At 66.1% G+C, this 16,707-nt stretch carries 16 protein-coding genes; 11 read left to right on the top strand and 5 right to left on the bottom strand.

Features of this window, described 5'->3' with window-relative positions:
- Positions 1-54 precede the first annotated feature (54 nt).
- The 8 genes from AC6CH2_RS05190 (at position 55) to AC6CH2_RS05155 (ending at position 10,274) form a co-directional block, all read left to right on the top strand.
- The gene (locus tag AC6CH2_RS05190) at positions 55-897 is read left to right on the top strand and encodes a LysR family transcriptional regulator (protein WP_498268263.1); all 843 of its coding nucleotides are present in this window, start codon (positions 55-57) and stop codon (positions 895-897) included.
- 197 nt (positions 898-1,094) lie between these two features.
- Positions 1,095-2,783, top strand: coding sequence for a M28 family metallopeptidase (locus AC6CH2_RS05185; RefSeq protein ID WP_498268262.1), 1,689 nt, complete (start codon positions 1,095-1,097; stop codon positions 2,781-2,783).
- 965 nt (positions 2,784-3,748) lie between these two features.
- Positions 3,749-4,363: a hypothetical protein gene (locus tag AC6CH2_RS05180; RefSeq protein ID WP_498268261.1), complete on the top strand. Its 615-nt coding sequence runs from the start codon at positions 3,749-3,751 to the stop codon at positions 4,361-4,363.
- Positions 4,364-4,407: 44 nt separating this feature from the next.
- Entirely contained in the window at positions 4,408-5,862 is a 1,455-nt protein-coding gene (locus AC6CH2_RS05175) for an XVIPCD domain-containing protein (RefSeq protein WP_498268260.1), read from the top strand.
- 332 nt (positions 5,863-6,194) lie between these two features.
- Positions 6,195-7,193 (top strand): hypothetical protein, encoded by a 999-nt coding sequence (locus AC6CH2_RS05170; protein WP_498268259.1) that lies wholly within the window; start codon positions 6,195-6,197, stop codon positions 7,191-7,193.
- Between the two features lie 178 nt (positions 7,194-7,371).
- Entirely contained in the window at positions 7,372-8,082 is a 711-nt protein-coding gene (locus AC6CH2_RS05165) for an energy transducer TonB (protein ID WP_498268258.1), read from the top strand.
- A 148-nt stretch (positions 8,083-8,230) separates the two neighbouring features.
- The gene (locus tag AC6CH2_RS05160; protein WP_498268257.1) at positions 8,231-9,136 is read left to right on the top strand and encodes a LysR family transcriptional regulator; all 906 of its coding nucleotides are present in this window, start codon (positions 8,231-8,233) and stop codon (positions 9,134-9,136) included.
- Positions 9,137-9,290: 154 nt separating this feature from the next.
- A complete protein-coding gene (locus AC6CH2_RS05155; protein WP_498268256.1) occupies positions 9,291-10,274 on the top strand; it encodes a cyclase family protein in 984 nt (327 codons plus the stop codon).
- 4 nt (positions 10,275-10,278) lie between these two features.
- Here AC6CH2_RS05155 and AC6CH2_RS05150 read toward each other — a convergent pair whose 3' ends face one another.
- From AC6CH2_RS05150 to AC6CH2_RS05140, 3 genes are read right to left on the bottom strand one after another with little or no spacing between them, the layout of a single operon-like run.
- The gene (locus AC6CH2_RS05150; RefSeq protein WP_498268255.1) at positions 10,279-10,752 is read right to left on the bottom strand and encodes an SRPBCC family protein; all 474 of its coding nucleotides are present in this window, start codon (positions 10,750-10,752) and stop codon (positions 10,279-10,281) included.
- The gene (locus AC6CH2_RS05145; RefSeq protein ID WP_498268254.1) at positions 10,749-11,108 is read right to left on the bottom strand and encodes an ArsR/SmtB family transcription factor; all 360 of its coding nucleotides are present in this window, start codon (positions 11,106-11,108) and stop codon (positions 10,749-10,751) included. The genes AC6CH2_RS05150 and AC6CH2_RS05145 overlap by 4 nt, the downstream gene beginning before the upstream one ends.
- A complete protein-coding gene (locus tag AC6CH2_RS05140) occupies positions 11,105-11,794 on the bottom strand; it encodes a glutathione S-transferase family protein (RefSeq protein WP_498268253.1) in 690 nt (229 codons plus the stop codon). Before AC6CH2_RS05140 ends, AC6CH2_RS05145 begins: the two co-directional genes overlap by 4 nt.
- 250 nt (positions 11,795-12,044) lie before the next feature.
- On the opposite strand from AC6CH2_RS05140, the gene AC6CH2_RS05135 reads away from it, so the two are divergent.
- The gene (locus tag AC6CH2_RS05135) at positions 12,045-12,521 is read left to right on the top strand and encodes a hypothetical protein (RefSeq protein ID WP_498268252.1); all 477 of its coding nucleotides are present in this window, start codon (positions 12,045-12,047) and stop codon (positions 12,519-12,521) included.
- A gap of 16 nt (positions 12,522-12,537) precedes the next feature.
- On the opposite strand, the gene fabR is transcribed toward AC6CH2_RS05135, so the two are convergent.
- Positions 12,538-13,203, bottom strand: coding sequence for an HTH-type transcriptional repressor FabR (fabR, locus tag AC6CH2_RS05130; RefSeq protein WP_498268251.1), 666 nt, complete (start codon positions 13,201-13,203; stop codon positions 12,538-12,540).
- Positions 13,204-13,300: 97 nt separating this feature from the next.
- Between fabR and AC6CH2_RS05125 the strand changes: the two genes are divergently transcribed.
- Positions 13,301-14,407, top strand: coding sequence for a ferredoxin reductase (locus AC6CH2_RS05125; RefSeq protein WP_498268250.1), 1,107 nt, complete (start codon positions 13,301-13,303; stop codon positions 14,405-14,407).
- Between the two features lie 7 nt (positions 14,408-14,414).
- The gene (locus AC6CH2_RS05120) at positions 14,415-15,563 is read left to right on the top strand and encodes a fatty acid desaturase family protein (protein ID WP_498268249.1); all 1,149 of its coding nucleotides are present in this window, start codon (positions 14,415-14,417) and stop codon (positions 15,561-15,563) included.
- Between the two features lie 374 nt (positions 15,564-15,937).
- On the opposite strand, the gene AC6CH2_RS05115 is transcribed toward AC6CH2_RS05120, so the two are convergent.
- Entirely contained in the window at positions 15,938-16,642 is a 705-nt protein-coding gene (locus AC6CH2_RS05115; RefSeq protein WP_435394541.1) for a glutathione S-transferase family protein, read from the bottom strand.
- Positions 16,643-16,707: the final 65 nt, after the last annotated feature.

Raw genomic sequence — 16,707 nt, 5'->3', positions numbered from 1 at the left:
TAATTTTGTAGAATTCATTAAAGGCCGTCATTAATCGGCCGAGCCCAGGCGGCCATGGACTTCGATCCGACCCTGCTGCGCACCTTCGTCGCGGTCAACGATGCCGGCGGCTTCACCCGCGCGGCCGAACGCCTGCATCTGACCCAGTCCGCGGTCAGCCACCAGATCCGCCGCCTCGAAGAGCAAGTCGGCCGCGCGCTGCTCCATCGCACCACCCGGCGCTTGACTCTGACCGAAGACGGCGAAGACTTCCTGCGTCACGCTGAGCAGATCCTGCAATCGCTCGACGCCCTGTCGCGGCGCTTCCAGCCGTCGCCGATCACCGGCGCGGTGCGGTTCGGTGTGCCGGAAAACTTCATCGGCGACCGGCTGCCCAATCTGCTATGCCAGTTCACCCGCGCTTTCCCGAACGTGCGCATGGACGTCAGCGTGAGCATGAGCATGGACCTGCGGCAGATGGTCGATGCCGACGAACTCGATCTCGCCGTGGTCATCGCCTTGCCCGGCGAGAATGCGGACACGGTGCTGCGGCGCACCCGCTTCGTCTGGGTCGCATCCGACAGCTTCGACATCGGCGCCGGCCGCTCTCTGCCGTTCGCGTTCTACCCTTCGCCCTGCATCAATCGCCTGGTCGGTGTGTCCGCGCTCGACGGCACCGAGGTCGAGTGGCACGTCATGTTCACCTCGCCGAGCCAGCAAGGCTTGAACGCCGCGATCTCGGCCGGCCTGGGGATCACCGTGATGGTGGAGGACGACGTCCTGCCCGGCATGCGCATCGTCGACGGCGAATACGGCCTGCCGCCGTTGCCGCCGGCGGACTTCGTGCTGCTGCGCCGCCCGGGCGCCTGCACCCCCGCAGTGGCCGAGTTCGGGAAACTGGTGCTGGCCCTGCCGTAGGCGAGGCGTGATCGCACGAACCCGGCGTAGCCGCGACCGCGCCCTCGCACTTGCGTTGCAACCGTCCCCGCGCACGGTGGTCACCGCCCCTTGGGCGGCGCCCCGGTCCGTCCGGGACGCGCCGGCAAGATGCCGTATGGCCGTGGACCCGCCCCGGGGGGATGGCTAGTATCGGGCGACCTACCAAGGGGCCCCCTATGAAACTGCTGACCGCCACTCCCCTGGCCGTGCTTTGCGCGGCTGCCCTGTCCCTGCCGGCGATCGCCGCAAAGCCGGCCAAGCCGCCGAAAGCGCCGGCGTTCGACGCCAAGCGCCTGTCCGAGCAGGTCAAGACCTTGTCCTCGGACGAATTCGAAGGCCGCGGTCCGGCCACCGCCGGCGAAACCAAGACCATCGACTACGTGGTCGCCCAGATGAAGGCGGCCGGCATCCAGCCCGGCGGCGACCTGCAGGGCAACAAGCGTCTGTGGACCCAGGCCGTGCCGCTGCTGCGCTCGGACATCGAGGGCGCGCCGAAGCTGTCGGTCACGGTGAAGAAGAAGGCCCGCGTCCTGACCCAGGGCAACGAGATCGCCGTGCGCGCCGCGCTCGACGGCTCCAAGGCTGTGGCGATCAAGAATGCGCCGCTGGTGTTCGCCGGTTACGGCGTCACCGCGCCCGAGCGCAACTGGGACGATTTCAAGAATGTCGACCTCAAGGGCAAGATCGCGGTCGTGCTGATCAACGACCCGGACTTCGAGACCGGCGAGGGCGAGTTCGGCGGCAAGGCCATGACCTACTACGGCCGCTGGACCTACAAGTTCGAGGAAGCCGCGCGCCGCGGCGCGGTCGGCCTGCTGATCGTGCACGAGACCGCGCCGGCGTCCTACGGCTGGGCCACGGTCAAGAACTCCAACACCAACACCATGTTCGACGTGGTCCGCGACGAACCCGGCAGCGCCCACCCGACCATGGAAGGCTGGATCCAGCGCGACTTCGCCATCGATCTGTTCAAGCGCGCCGGCCTCGACTTCGACAAGCTCAAGAAGCAGGCGCAGACCCGCGACTTCAAGCCGGTCGTGCTCAAGGGCGTGACCTTGTCGGCCAATTACGCGGTCAAGAGCGAAGTCATCACCTCGCAGAACATCGTCGGCCGCGTCGAGGGCAGCAAGAAGCCCGACGAGACCGTCATCTACAGCGCGCACTGGGATCACCTCGGCGTCGGCGCGCCCGACGCCAAGGGCGACACCATCTACAACGGCGCCGTCGACAACGCCACCGGCACCGCCGCGTTGATCGAGATGGGCCGCGCCTTCGCCAAGGGCAAGCGCCCCCAGCGTTCGGTGGTGTTCCTCGCGGTGACCGCCGAGGAAAAGGGCCTGCTCGGTTCGGAGTTCTACTCGTCCAAGCCGCTGTACCCGCTGGCCAAGACCGTCGCGGTGATCAACATGGACGCGCTCGACCCGAGCGGCCCGGCGCGCGACTTCACCACCTCCGGCAGCGCCAAGCAGGAACTGCTGGACGAGCTGATCGCCACCGGCCAACGCTGGAACCTCAGCTACGTCACCGATCCCAAGCCCGAGGCCGGCCACTTCTTCCGTTCCGATCATTTCCCCTTCGCCAAGCGCGGCGTCCCGGCGATCTCGTTCGGTTCGGGCGAAGACAAGATCGACGGCGGCGCCGCCGCCGGCAAAGCCGAAAGCGACGCCTACACCCGCGATCGTTACCACCAGCCCGCCGACCACTGGGAAGCCAGTTGGACTTTCGGCGGCATGGTCCGCGACCTGCAGGTCCTGTACACCCTCGGCAACGACCTCGCCAACTCCAGGCGCTGGCCGAACTGGAGCGAGGATTCCGAGTTCCGCGCTCAGCGCGACGAAACGGCGGATCAGCGTCCGGCGAAGTAACCCCCGGCGACAGTCGGCACTGCTCGCGCGGTGTCGATAAAGAAACGGCCGCGGTGGAGCTCAAGCTCCCCGCGGCCGTTTTGTTTGAGGTGGGCGTTTCGCGCGATTACCGCAACTTTCGTGTGCTCTTGTGCGGGGCCTGATTTGCGGTGAGCATGGCGATGAAGGCTTAGGTTCAAAATGTGATTTCTCGGGCTGTCTACGGATACTAAGGCCAACTGCGTCGGGGTCGGAGTCGCCATGGATGCGTGATGGAGCGTTCAATGAACAGCCAAGTCCAATATTTGAGACCGCTTCTGCGTTGTTTGCGACGAGCTTCGTGGCGATCTTCGGGTCGCGTTCACCGCTCAGCCGGTTAAGAGCAAGTACCCGTATTACTGGAAGAGCAACACCGAGCCTGGCGACCCGCGTTACCCCAAGTGGGTCACGGAAGATGGGCGCGGGCCGGCGACGGCGAAATATCGCTATGACGAAAAACTAAACAGGTTTGTACGGGACGAGCGCGATCTCAAGCCGGGTCGAGTCTGGAAGGGGATAGGGCCGGATGGGAAGCAGGGGTGGTTCCCAGTCGTCGAGCAGTTCCAAGTGCAACAAATCTCGCCGATACGTTAAGACGTCAAGTACAACGGCAATGCAGTCGACACTTACGAGCTTCGCGCCGATTGTTGGTATTACGTACAGCATTGGGCGCTCGAGCCGATCGTCGATTGTAATTGGCCGGATGAATGCAAGCAGCGTCGCGAGTATCGAGGTCAGTCGTGGCAGAAATGATTTTGGTAGATAAGGCTGAGTCGTTGTGTGATTTTGCGATGTGTCTTTGATAGGCAGGGCTGGTCAGGTATAGGCTCAATAGAGCGTGATCACCATCGAGTCCGGGCGGAGTGGGTAGGCACATGGCGGTTCTATCTTCATGCACAATAATTCGCGAACGTGGATTGAGCGGGCGTGGGGTCATTAGGTCCTGGTTGATCATCAGTGCCGTGGCTCTGTCATTGGGTTGTGCTGGCGAGGCCGACTCGGTTCCGGCGCTTTCTGAAAAGAAAGAAAGCCCTCCGACTGACACTTCGCAATCCACGCCTGTACTCGCATGTCCGTCTCATGAATTCGAGGCCTTCCTTCAGGCCTACGCCAACAGTGGCGACCTGCAGGCTGCCTACACGTCCGAGTCTTCCAGGCACAAGTATCCCTATTACTGGAAACACAACACGGAACCCGGCGATCCAGCGCACCCTAAGTGGGTGACGGATGCAGATCGGGGCGTGGGCCGGGTCAAGTATCGCTACGACCTGGATACCAGGAAATTCATTTGGGTCGGGAAGCGGCTGAAAGCCGGGCAGCAATGGAAGAGTGCCCAAGAAGATGAAACGCCTGTGTCTTTTGCACAGCTTCCCGACTTCGAGATTCGCAGGATCTCTGCGGACCGGTACGACGTCCATTACGACAAGGGCGAGATCGATACTTACGAAATGGAGTCGGGCTGCTGGCGCTTCAGTCAACATTGGGAGCTTGAGGCCATCGTCGAGTGCAAGTGGCCGGACGAATGCCGCAAGCAGCGCGAGTACGAGGCTGAGCCGCGCTGATTGGGCCGGTCGGAACAGTAGTGGGCCGAGAAGAAGGTGTGGTTATGGATGACGGTGAAGAAACTCGCTATCGAGTCGAGCAATTAGGTCCGCCTCGAGGTCGATCCGATATTCAGCAGAACGAGGCCGTCGACGATTTCGACGGCCTGACGACGCATCACCCGGGCGACAATCGAAATGCGGTTGTGCGCGATGGCTTGGTCGTGAACGGCCAAGCGCGGCGGCTGCACGCGATCATCGGCGGGGAAGTGCAAGAGGTGGAGATCGCGCGTAATGGCAACGATTATCACGGCCTCAAGCCCGATCAGGTGTTGCTCAAGAAAGATTTCATACTTGAGGACTCGACCAGGCCGAGAGGCGCGGGCCGCGACGTTGATGTTCCTTCACCGGTGGATGGCTACGTAGGGCGCGTCAGCCGCGGCGAGGGGTTGGTGGATATCTACGATCGCAAAGATGGCGATCTGATTGCTCGCTTGCGGCATATGAGCAAGATCCCGGACCTGGATGGAAAGACGGTCGTTTATGGCCAGGCTCTTGGTATGCAGGACGAAATTCAAACCAGAGCGAAGCATGTGCATCTTGAGATGGACACTCGCTACTACCGCCAGTTCGAGAATTACGTAGCCGATCTGGTCGACGGCCGCCTGCCGATCGAGCCCGAGGGACGGGTAGGGGTGCAGCCTCGCCCGATCGCCGACGACGGCATGCTCCGCCTCGGCGAATCCAGCCTGCGCATCCGCGACTTGCAGAAGCACCTCAACGATCAGGGCTATGTCGGGGCCGATGATCGGCCGTTGCTGGAGGACGGTGTATATCGGCTGACGATGCAGCGCGCGGTCTTGGACTTCCAGCGCGACCAATGTTTGCCGCAGACCGGCGATATCGACCCGGCGTTGCTGAAGCGAATGCCGGCCTTGCCGCCACCGCCGATGGACCAGGCGATCGAAGGCCTGCGGGGCCGTGGGTCGTCCGACTCCGTACCGTCGTCTTCGCCCATTCCGGCGGGCGGACCGTGTTCGCCGCCATCCGGCACCCAGATCGATGAGGCCGGGCAACGGCGGCGGCCGTTGGAGCCGTTCTTTTCCAGCGCGCCGGAGGCAGGTTCGCCCAGTCCGGCAGACGTTCCGCTGGTGCAGACGATCCGCGACAGGCTCCCGGTGGCGTTCGCGCAGCACGGTCCGGTGCCGCCGGCCCGGGACCTGGATCGCATCGCCGCTTGTCTCGCGGTCGAGTGCCGGCAACGCGGGATCGGCAAGCCGGACCACGTCGTGGTCGGGCATCCCGCGCCGGACGGTTCGGGCCGGCACGTGTTTGTAGTCGCGGGTGCGCTAAACGACCCGGCGCATCTGCGGGCGCAGGTGGCCGGGCAGCAAGCGGCGACGACGCCGGTGCAGGACTCGCTGTCGAAGCTCGACGCCCTGCAGGTCCAGCGCAGCGAGGGTCAAGGCCTGGCGCAGCAGCAGGCCGAACAGCAACGCCCGCTGTCGATGAAGGTGTAGCGCCCACTGGCCGTTTCCCACGGCCGATGAACGAGCGCGACCTGCATCGCGCTTCAGATTCGTCGTAGCGCACGTTGTCCCGGAAGCGTTCCCGCCGGCGCCCGATTCGTTCCCACATTCTTCCTCGAAACGTCGCGGGCGACTGCCTAGCGTGGTCGAGCCGGCGCGGTGTGCGCCGACGTGGCGGTCTCGGGTTCGAACGGCGCGCCCCGCGCGCCGCTGCCGGCGCAAGCCGGCCATCGGGCCGCCATTCGGGCGTGTCGTCCGTTGCGTTTCGATCGGGCGCCGTCGCCGGCTTGGCTCGCCATGCTCCATCAACTCAAAGGAATGTCATGAACAAGAAAGTGCTGGTCACCGCGCTGTGCGCCCTGGTCGTGGGCCTGCCGCTGTCGTCCTGGGCGGAAGAGTCCGAGCAGGAAAGCCCCAAGGAAGAATGGGAACTGGCCGCGGCGACCGATCCGACGCCGCCGCAGGTGAAGAAGTTCGTTTCGATCCTCGAAGACCTGGATCGGCGCTACCCCGACAGCGGCCAGGTGGATGTCGAGAAATTCATGGAAGCCGAAGGCGAGGGCGTGGCGCTGAGCTATTGCGCCGTGCTCGGCTTCGACGGCGCCTGCGTGATCGAGGAAAAAGAGGGCGAAGAATTCTTCGTGCCCTACGTTCCGGCCCAGGCGACCGCCAAGGGCCTGCTGCGCTGGTGGGGCTGGCTGGAACCGCGTTTGTTCAGCGTCGGCGTGATTCCGCAGAGCAACTATTGCCCGAGCGGCTATTCCTGGTCGCAGATCCACATGGACGACGAAGACCGCCGCAACGCCAACAACCGCGGCGGCTGGATCGGCGCGACCGCTTCGGGCGGCAACACCACCTGGCGCTTCTGCAAGGTCGACACCGTGCGCGCCTTGTCGTTCCGTCCGCTGCCTTACACCGGCAACCACCACGACTACGCCGTCCTCAACATGGGCGTGTTCTGCCCCTCGGGCGCGCGCCGCTACACCCGCGTGCAGGAGAACGAGATCTGGCGCAACGCCAACAGTTCCTCGGGCGTGATCTTCCCGAACTTCCGTGTCTACAACACCTGGTTCACCAGCTACTGCCATTTCGACGGCGGCGCCTCGTCCTGGCTCGGCCACATGTCGGGCTTCCCGAAACTCGGCTTCGCCTACGGCGTGTTCGGCCCGCAGTCGATGCCGAGCAAGTACGCGCTGGCGCGCGGCTGGGTCCACCAGGACGACGAAGACATCCTCAACTGGAACGGCTGGTGGTTCGGTACCGGCGACGACGTCATGCACGGCGGCCGCAACACCTGGCGCGGTCTGGTCAAGGTCGAGTGAGTTCCGGCCGCACCGCGGCCGTCGCCGGTTTCCCTGTAGGCCGGCGGCGGCTGCGGCGCGGTTTTGGCCGACGGCACGATGTCGCAGGCCCGTCCGTCGCGCCGTCTGGGCAGCTCGACGGGAATCCACCCGGACGACGAGCGGGAGCGATTGCAAGCCGAGCCGTAAACGCGCATTTTTGGCGGCATGGAAGCGGCCCCGACGGTCCTTCCCACCATGCCGGTCGAGGGGGCGACTCATGCAGGCTTCGATTGCTTTGAATGCCGGTTCCGGACCCAGTCTGGCGCGAGCCGTGGTCATTGCCGGTGTCGTCGCCGTACATGCGGCTTTGCTGGTGTTGCTGTCGTTGCCGGTAACCGCCCCCCTGCGTTCCGCGATCCGCGGCAGCGACGACGAAATCGTCGAGGTTGCGATGCCGCCTATCGCTCCGCTCATCATCGGCTGCGGTTTCGGTTGGGAGCGCATGCAGGCGCGCGAGCGCGAACGCAGACTCATGACGATCCAGGGTGCCATCCGTTCGACGGTCAGCCCCGTTCCCGCTTCCGATCCGATCGTGCCGAATGTGTTCGGCCGCGTCGTATCGCCCGAAACCGCCGCCATGCCCACATTCGCCGACACAGTGCTGCGGATACTGGCCGCGCCGGCGCCGGCTTACCCGCTGCAAGCGCGGCGCGACCGTCTCAGCGGCGTGGTCGAGATCGAGGTCCTGGTCGGCGTCGACGGCAAAGCGCTGTCGGTATCGATCGTGCACAGCAGCGGCCATCGGGTGCTCGACCTGGCTGCCCGCGAGGTCGTCATGAAGCGCTGGCTGTTCGAGCCGGCGACGCGCGGCGGCGTGCCTGCGCAGGCCTTGACCCGGGTGCCTATCGAGTTCGTGCTCGAAGGCTGAGCGTCCTTAAAGGGCCCGCCATTACGGTCGGGGTGGTCGAGCCATCGGCATAGAGCCCGATTCGCCCATCCGTCGCTCTATCGCGCCGCTTGCCGCAGCGCGCAGCAGGCGGACAATGGCGGGCCGCCCGCCCTCAATGCCGCTCTCCATGGATGCCTTCACCCTGATGCGTTCGTTCCGCCGCATCGTCGAACTCGGCGGTCTGGCCAAGGCGGCGGAGGACCTCGGGGTGTCGCCGGCCGGGCTCAGCAAGCAGCTGCGCGCGCTGGAGGCGCATCTGGGCGCGGTGTTGATCCAGCGCACCACCCGGCGCATGAGCCTGACCGAGACCGGGCAGGCCTACTACCGCGAATGCGTGCGCCTGCTCGACGACCTCGAGGCGCTGGAGGCCTCGGTGCGCCAGCAGTCGCAGCAGGTCGGCGGGCGCTTGCGGGTCAACGCGCCGATGTCGTTCGCCTTGAACACCTTGTCGCCCTTGCTGGCGGAGTTCCTGCAGCGCTATCCGGCCTTGGTCCTCGACCTGACCCTGGAAGACCGGTTGCTCGACGCGGTCGGCGAAGGCTTCGACGTCTCGATCCGCTTGCGCGCGCAGTTGCAGGATTCGTCCCTGATCGCGCGCCAGCTCGGCTCGGTCCGTCAGATGCTGTGCGCGGCGCCGTCTTATCTTGCCCAGCATCCTCCGTTATCGTCGACCGACGACCTGCAGCGGCATTCGCTGCTGCACTACAGCCTGGCCGAACCGCCGGGGGAATGGCCCCTGCACGGGCCGCAGGGGCCGGTGTCGGTGCAGGGACCCACGCGGGCCACGGTCGGCAATAGCCTGGTGTTGCGCGATCTGCTCGTCGCCGGCCTGGGCATCGGTGCTTTGCCGTCGTTCCTGGCGGCGCCGGCGATCGCCCACGGCGCGCTGGTCGAAGTCTTGCCCGAGTACCGGTTCGCGCCGCGACACGTGTTCGCGGTGTATCCGACTTCGCGCCATCTGCAGCCGAAGGTGCGCGCCTTCGTCGACTTCCTGGCCGAGCGCCTGCCGGCCGCGCTCGCCGCGCATTCCTGAGCCGCAGCGAAAACTGTCGCAACGCCGGGGCGCTGTTTCCGCCGTCGCCGCCTGCGCATCCTGGGGCTTGTTCCGAACCGCCGCGCTCGCCGAGCGCCGGCTTCGGCGCTTCCCTTCATGCGCCGGCATCGGCCGGCGCGCCTCAGGAGTCGAGATGAAACTGCGTAACGTACTGCCGCGCTTGGGCCTGTCGGCCCTCGCCGCGATCGCCTGGTCCGCCCCGGCCTCCGCGGGCGTCGGCACCAGCCCGTGGGGGCCGTCCGACGAGATCGGCCGTCTCAACCTGATCACCCCGCAGTCGCGTGCGGCGATCCTGTCGAGGGTCGACGGCCGCAAGGCCTACGACCTGGCTACGGAGTACTACATCGGCATGCCGAGCTGGCAGGCCGCGGGCGACCCGCACTATCAGTTCTGGATGACCCACACCCCGCGCGGCACCGTAGTCGACGACCCGATGGGAGTAGGCCGCGAGATGAATCACAAGGTCAGCTACACCGGCGCGGCATTCTCGATGTACAGCCACAGCGGCACCCATATCGACGCACTCAACCACTTCGGCCTGGACGGCAAGATCTGGAACGGCTTCCGCGCCGACGAGCACCTCGGCGACCGCGGCTGGACCAAGACCGGCATCGAGAAATTCCCGCCGCTGATCGCGCGCGGGGTGATGATCGACGTGGCCGCGGCGCAGGGGCTGCCGATGCTGCCGGAGAACTACCGCATCACCCGCCAGGACCTGCAGAACGCGCTGGCCAGGCAGAAGGTCCGCCTGCAGCGCGGCGACATCGTGTTGATCCGCACCGGGCGCATGCAGCGCTTCGGCGACGCGAGCGGCTACATGGCCAACCCGCCCGGACTGGGCCTGGATGCGGCCAAGTTCCTGGTCGAGGACGGCGGGGCGATGATCGTCGGCGCCGACAACCTCAGCCTGGAGACCTTTCCCTCGGAGGTCGCCGGCGACTACATCCCGGTGCATACCTATCTGCTGGCCCGGCACGGCGTGCCGATCATGGAACTGGTCGCGCTGGAGGAGCTGTCGCGCGACCAGGTCTACGAGTTCGCCTTCATCGGCGGGCCGCTGAAGATCCGCGGCGGCGATGCCGCGCCGTTGCGGCCGATCGCCCTGCCGTTGCGCTGAGGGCTCAATGGGCGGCGGCCGGCTCGTGCAGCAACAGCGCGAGCCGGTCGAGCCCGAGTCCGGTGCCGCGGATGCGTTCCTCGCGGTCCTGGTGGCCGTCGAGGAACACGAGCTGCTCGGTGAAGCGCATGCGCGTGCCGGCGCCGCCGGCCTCGAACTCGACCGTCGCCAGGGAGATCGACAGGTGGCGGTCGTCGAGGTGCATGTCGTAGGCGTAGACGATGCGCTGGTCGGGCACGATGTCGAAGTATCGGGCCTGGAACAAGTGCACGGTGCCGGCCGGCGTGACGACGCGGTTGAGTTCGTTGCCGCCGGGGCGGAAATCGAGCTCGTAACCGCTGTTGACCATGTCGTCGTGACAGACGAACCAGCGGCGTTTGGCCTCCGGGGTCGACCAGGCGCGGAAAGTGCGTGCCGGCGATGCCGGGAATTCGCGTTCGATGACGAACTGGGTGTGGAGGGTCGAACGCTGTTTCATCGCAAATCTCCTGAGCCGGTTTCGTCTTCGAGCAGATAACGTGCCAGCGCGTCGAACTGGCGATTGAGTTGCGCCTTGCGCGCGGCGACCCAGGCCTCGACCTCGGTCAGGGCGTCCGGGGCGATGCGGTAGGTGCGCACGCGCCCGACCTTTTCCGACATCACGATGCCGCCGGATTCGAGCACCGCCAGGTGCTTGACCACCGACGGCAGCGCCATCGCCAATGGACGTGCGAGTTCCGACACCGAAGCCGGGCCTTCGCTCAGGCGGTCGACCATGCCGCGCCGGCTGGCATCGGCGAGCGCATGGAACATGCGGTCGAGCCGCGCCGGGTCGACGAAGGGCCGGGCCTTCATGGCGCACCGCCTCGCAGGAAGCGCTCGGGCATCGCATCGACGAACGGGAACATCGAGAAGTAAGGGCGCGCCTCGGCGAGGGTGCGCTGGACCGACGGGCGCGCGACCAGGCGTTCGAAGTAGGCGGCGAGATGGGTGTGGCCCGGCGGAAACGGCGCGACGATGCCGGCATAGAACAAGGCCGGCGCCGCGGCGCAATCGGCCAGGCTGAAGTCTTCGCCGCAGGCCCAACGGCGTTCGCCCAGGCGCGGTTCCAGCATGTCGTAGGCGGTCGCGAGCGTGGCCCGGGCTTCGGCGACACCATGAGGGTCGCGCGAGGCTGGCGGGCGGATCCGGTCGATCACGATCCTCTGCACCGGCGCCTGCACGTACAGGTCGAAGAAGCGATCCCACAGGCGCACGTCGAGGCATTCGTCCTGATCGTGCGGCAGCAACGGCCGCGCCCCGGGGTAGTGCTGCTGCAGGTATTCGATGACGACCGTGGTCTCGGGGACGATGCGGTCGCGCGCGTGGTCGTGCAGCACCGGAATCTTGCCGAGCGGCCACAGTTCGCAGAACCCGGCCCTGGCGTCGGGGTCGCCGAGGTCGACCAGATGCGACTCGAAGGCGGTGCCGTTTTCGTACAGGGCGATCAGCACCTTGTGGCAGAACGAGGCGAGGGGATGCTGGTACAGGGTCAGGGACATGGCGGATTCCTGGGGGGCGGGCCGGTGCTCGATGTTGGGGCGTCGCTTACCCTCGCCCAACGCTTTCCGGCGCGGGGAGAAGGGCTGAAAGCGGAGCAGGCATAAAGTTTCTCTGTTGGCTAAGTATTAGCGCAGATGGCGGGCCTTGGCAAGGATTGTTTCCGGAGTGGCTTAGTGTTGGGCGGCTTTGAGTGCACGAAGACGCCTCAGGCCCGGCCGACAATTGATCAGCTAATGGAAGGATTCACCGATGTACCTCATGGCAGAAGGCGTTTCCACGTCGCGCGAGATCGCAGCAACGCGTATCTCGGCGGTATGCGCAGCGGCACTCGCCGTTACGAGCTGCGGCGCGTTCGATTCGCGTGTCGAGTGGCAGTCCGGCCCGTATGCGGTCGTGTGGATCGACGAGCCTTCCAACAGCAAGCTGTCGTATCGCGTTCACGCCGACACGTCGGTTCCGGTCGTCGACGCTTGCATATCGGCGATCGCCGACAACGCGCAGTTCATCGGCGCAAGGCAGCGGCCACCCGGCTCGCGCGAGGACGAGCGCTACTTCGTCGTGCGCAAGCAGCAGTTCGAGAGGGACGTGCATCCGACGCCGGACGTGACCGGGCCATTGTCGGTGGGCCAATACGCACTGCTTGCGGCCAGGCTGAAGTTGCCCGGGTTGGCGTCCGTAGGCATCCCCGAGGCGTGCGATCCGAAGGGCGCCGAGGACTCGCGCTGATGTTGCCGCGCCGGGCTCAATTTCCGCTTGCGTTGTTGCCCGCCGCCGCCATCGCCCGCGACCCCGCCAGGATGATCCGCACCATCGTGCTCATCTGCTCGATGAGTTCGTGGTCCTTCTCGCGCGGCATGTCCATCGCGGTGGCGCCCATCGCGAACACCAGGCGGGTGATCGAGCGCGCCACCAGGGCCGGTTCGTGCAGGGTGATCTTGTCGATCGCGGCCAGCCGGATCAGGTCGACGCGCAGTTCTTCCTCGAAGAACGACAGCTCGCGGTCGACCGCGCGCTTGAAGGCGTCCGAGCCGACCGTGCCCTCGCGCAACAACACGTGCAGCAATTTGTCGTCGGCGCGTAACTGTTCCATGAAAGCCTCGATGGAACTGCGCACGATGCTGCGCCGGGTCGCGGCGCGGTGACGGGCCTCGCCGACGATCTTGCGCAGCGACTGGCCGGCCAGGTCGATCAAGGCCACGGCGAGTTCGTCGGTGTCGCGGAACTGGCGATAAAAGCTGTTCGGAGCGATGCCGGCCTCGCGGGCGACCTCGCGCAGACTCAGGCTCGACACGCTGCGGTGCGGGCCGATCAGCTTGAGCGCGGCGGCGATGAGGTCCTCGCGCGAAATCGTCGCCTTGCGGCCCGGGTGCGAATCGACATCTATGTCTGAATGGAGGCGTTGGCTCACGGGGCTGGCACCAGGACGATGGCGAACATGATACTCCCGGCACGGAATTAATATACGGTTGTGCACACATCTGTGCTCATAAGTGTATAGTGCCACCATGAACGCTGCTCTTCGTCCCTCCCGCGCCCGCCCGCACAGCCGCCTGAAACGGCTGATCGCACCGTTGGTTGCGCCGCAAGTCTTTGATTTCTGGGCCTCCCGCTTCCATCCGACCTGGACCTGGGAGCGCCCGCTGGCGCGCATCGTCGCCCGCGAGCCGGCTTCGGCCGACGCGGTGACCCTGCTGCTGGCGCCGAACCGGCACTGGGCCGGCTGCCGCCCCGGCCAACATCTGATGATCGGCGCGCGCATAAACGGCGCCCTGGTCTCGCGCAGCTACAGCGCGGCGCAGGCGCATCGCGCCGACGGCCGCATCGCGATCACGGTCAAGGCGATCGAAGGCGGCAAGCTCAGTCGTCACCTGCACGATGACGCGCAAGTGGGCGACGTGCTGGAAATCGGCGCGGCCTTCGGCGAGATGACCCTGCCCGAGCGCGCCGACGGCGCGTGGTTGTTCCTGGCCGCCGGCAGCGGCGTCACCCCGTTGATGTCGATGGTGCGCGAACTGGCGGCCAAGGGCATGCCGGCCGAACTGACCCTGCTGTATTGGGCGCGCCGCCGCGAAGAACTGTGTTTCGTCGACGAATTGCGCGCGATCGCCGCGGCGCATCCCGGCTTCCGCGTGCGCTTCCTGCTGACGCGGCAAGAGGCCGGACAGGCCGACGAGACGACCGGCCGCATCGATGCGGCACAGTTGTCCGAACTGGTTCCCGACCTGGCCTCGCGCCAGGTCTATGCCTGCGGCCCCGGCGGTTTCGTCGATGCCGCGCGTGCGCACACGCAGGCCCAGGCGCGTTCGTTCGCGGCCGAGGCCTTCACCCCGCCGCCGCGCACGCTCGACGAAACCGGCACGGTCGAAGTGACCCTGACGCGCAGCGGCCGCACCCTGCAGCTGCCGCGCGGGCAATCGCTGCTGACCGCGCTCGAAGCCGAAGGCCTCAAGCTTGCTTCCGGCTGCCGCATGGGCCTGTGCAATACCTGCTCCTGCGGCAAGAGCTCCGGCAGCACCCGGCACCTGCACACCGGCGAGGTCCAGGCCGAACCGGTTTCCGCGCTGCGCCTGTGCGTGAACAGCGCCGGCAGCGACCTCGTCCTCGATCTGTGATCCGCCCATGACCCGTACCTTCCGCAATCGCGCACTGACCCCGCAGGAACTCGACCGCTTCGGCGAAGAGCTCGACGCGCTGCGCGCGCGCACCGTCGCCCAGATCGGCGGCGTCGACGCCGCCTACATCCGTCGCGTCGTCGCCGCGGTGCGCTACACCGGCCTGCTCGGCCGCCTGTTGCTGTACGTCGGTGCGCTGGGCCTGGCGCTCGGCGGCGCGTTCGTCACCTGGATGATGGTGCCGGCATGGATTCTCGGCACCTTGTCGCTGGGCTTGTCGAAGATTCTCGAGAACATGGAGGTCGGCCACAACGTCATGCACGGCCAGTACGACTGGATGCGCGACCCGCACCTGGACGGCAAGACCTATGAGTGGGACATCGTCGCCACCGGCGACAACTGGCGCAGGACCCACAACTACCAGCACCACACCTGGACCAACGTGCGCGGCATGGACGACGACATCGGCTACGGCCTGCTGCGTCTGTTCCCCGAGCAGCGCTGGCGCCCGTTCTACCTCGTGCAGCCGTTCATCGCGGTGGTATTCGCGCTGCTGTTCGAGTGGGGCGTGGCGATACAGGACCTGCGCCTGGGCCGCTGGCTGACCGGCAAGACCAAGCACAAGGCGATGTGGCGCAAGTTCGTCCCGGTCGGCCGCAAGATGGGCAAGCAGATGCTCAAGGACTACGTGCTGTTTCCGCTGCTGGCGGGCCCGTTCTTCCTGCCGGTGCTGCTCGGCAATCTGGTCGCCAACGTGATGCGCAACCTGTGGACGTATACGGTGATCTTCTGCGGCCACTTCACCCACGACGCGGAAGTGTTCCCGAAGGAATCGGTGCGCAACGAGTCGCGCGGGCATTGGTACCTGCGCCAGCTGCGCGGTTCCTCGAACCTCAGCGGCGGCAAGTGGATGGACCTGATGACCGGCAACCTGAGCCATCAGATCGAGCACCATTTCTATCCCGATATCCCGGCCTGGCGTTACGCCGCGATCGCGGTGGAAGTGCGCGAGATCTGCGGTCGTTACGGCCAGCATTACGACACCGGCTCGCTGCCGCGCCAGTTCGGCGAAGTGGTCTGGCGCATTCTGCGCCACGCCTGGCCGAGCCGTCCGCGCGGCCGCCGTTCCTTGGTGCGGGCCGAGGCGCAGGCTTAAGGCCACTGGTAGGCTGATCGCTCCGCTTCGGATGCGTAACCGCTGCGAAAGCAACAGCAGCACCAGCGACAACGCAACAGCAACAGCAACAACAAATCCCCGCGTCCGCTACGCGATCGCCGCCCCCTTTCCAAAGGGGGCACCAGCCTGCCCACCGTCGACGTACTCCCTGTCTCTGGCGGCGAGCCTGCTCCTCGATGGTTTCCGGCTCCGACCGCCGGCTCCTGGCTGAAGCTCGCAACGACTCCCCGACGAACTTCGTTTGCGACCGATCGCTGAAGGCCTATTCCCCCCTTTTGAAAAAAAAAGGGGGTGCTCTGCTTTCGCCTCGAAAGCGGCAACGACGTCATCGCCGTTGCCGCCCGTCCGCTGCATCAAGCCGCGCGCTTCGACTCGCTCGCCGCTTCCAGGCCGATCTCGCCCTGGAACCCGCCGCTGCTCTTGGCCGGGCGTTGATCCTCGATGGCATGGGCGAAGATCACCGCCGGGTCGGCTTCCAGCTTGTCGTACAGGCGCTGCAGGTTCGGGTAGTTGCGGCGGTCGACGACCGAGTGGTACTTGGTCCAGCGCGCGATGCCGATGAAATAGGCGTCGGCCAGAGTGCGCTGTTCGCCGAGCAGCCACGGCTTGTCGCCGAGCATCCGCTCCAGTTCCGCATGCGCGCGTTCGACCTTGGCCCGGCCGTACTCGGTCAGCGCGGCCTTGGTCGCCGCATCCACTTCGTGTTCCAGCACATGCCACAGCGGGCTGAAGGCGTTGAAGAAGGTGGTGTTGAGGAAGGCCAGCATGCGGTTGAGTTCGTCGAACTCGCGGCTGCCCTGCTCGAAGGCGATGCCGCTGGCGACGGCGCGGGCGCCGATGTGGTTGAGGATCGCCATGCTCTCGACGACCACGTCGCCGTTCGCGGTCATCAGCGAGGGCGTCTCGCCGACCGGGTTGATCGCGCGGTAGGCATCGGTGTGGATCATCTCGGGCATTTCGACCCGGACCAGGCGATAAGGCTGGCCGGACCATTCCAGGGCGACGATGGAGCCGAACGAACAGCCGGACGGGACGCCGTAATAAAGGATCGGGGACATGAGTTTCTCCAGGTGAGGGGTGGGCCCGTCTTGCGGGGTGAGCTCACTGTATTGGTGTGGACTTT

This window comes from Lysobacter sp. GQ73 (assembly GCF_059758755.1).
The sequence above is the reverse complement of the archived record's forward strand: the minus strand, read 5'-3'. Positions and strand labels throughout refer to the sequence as shown.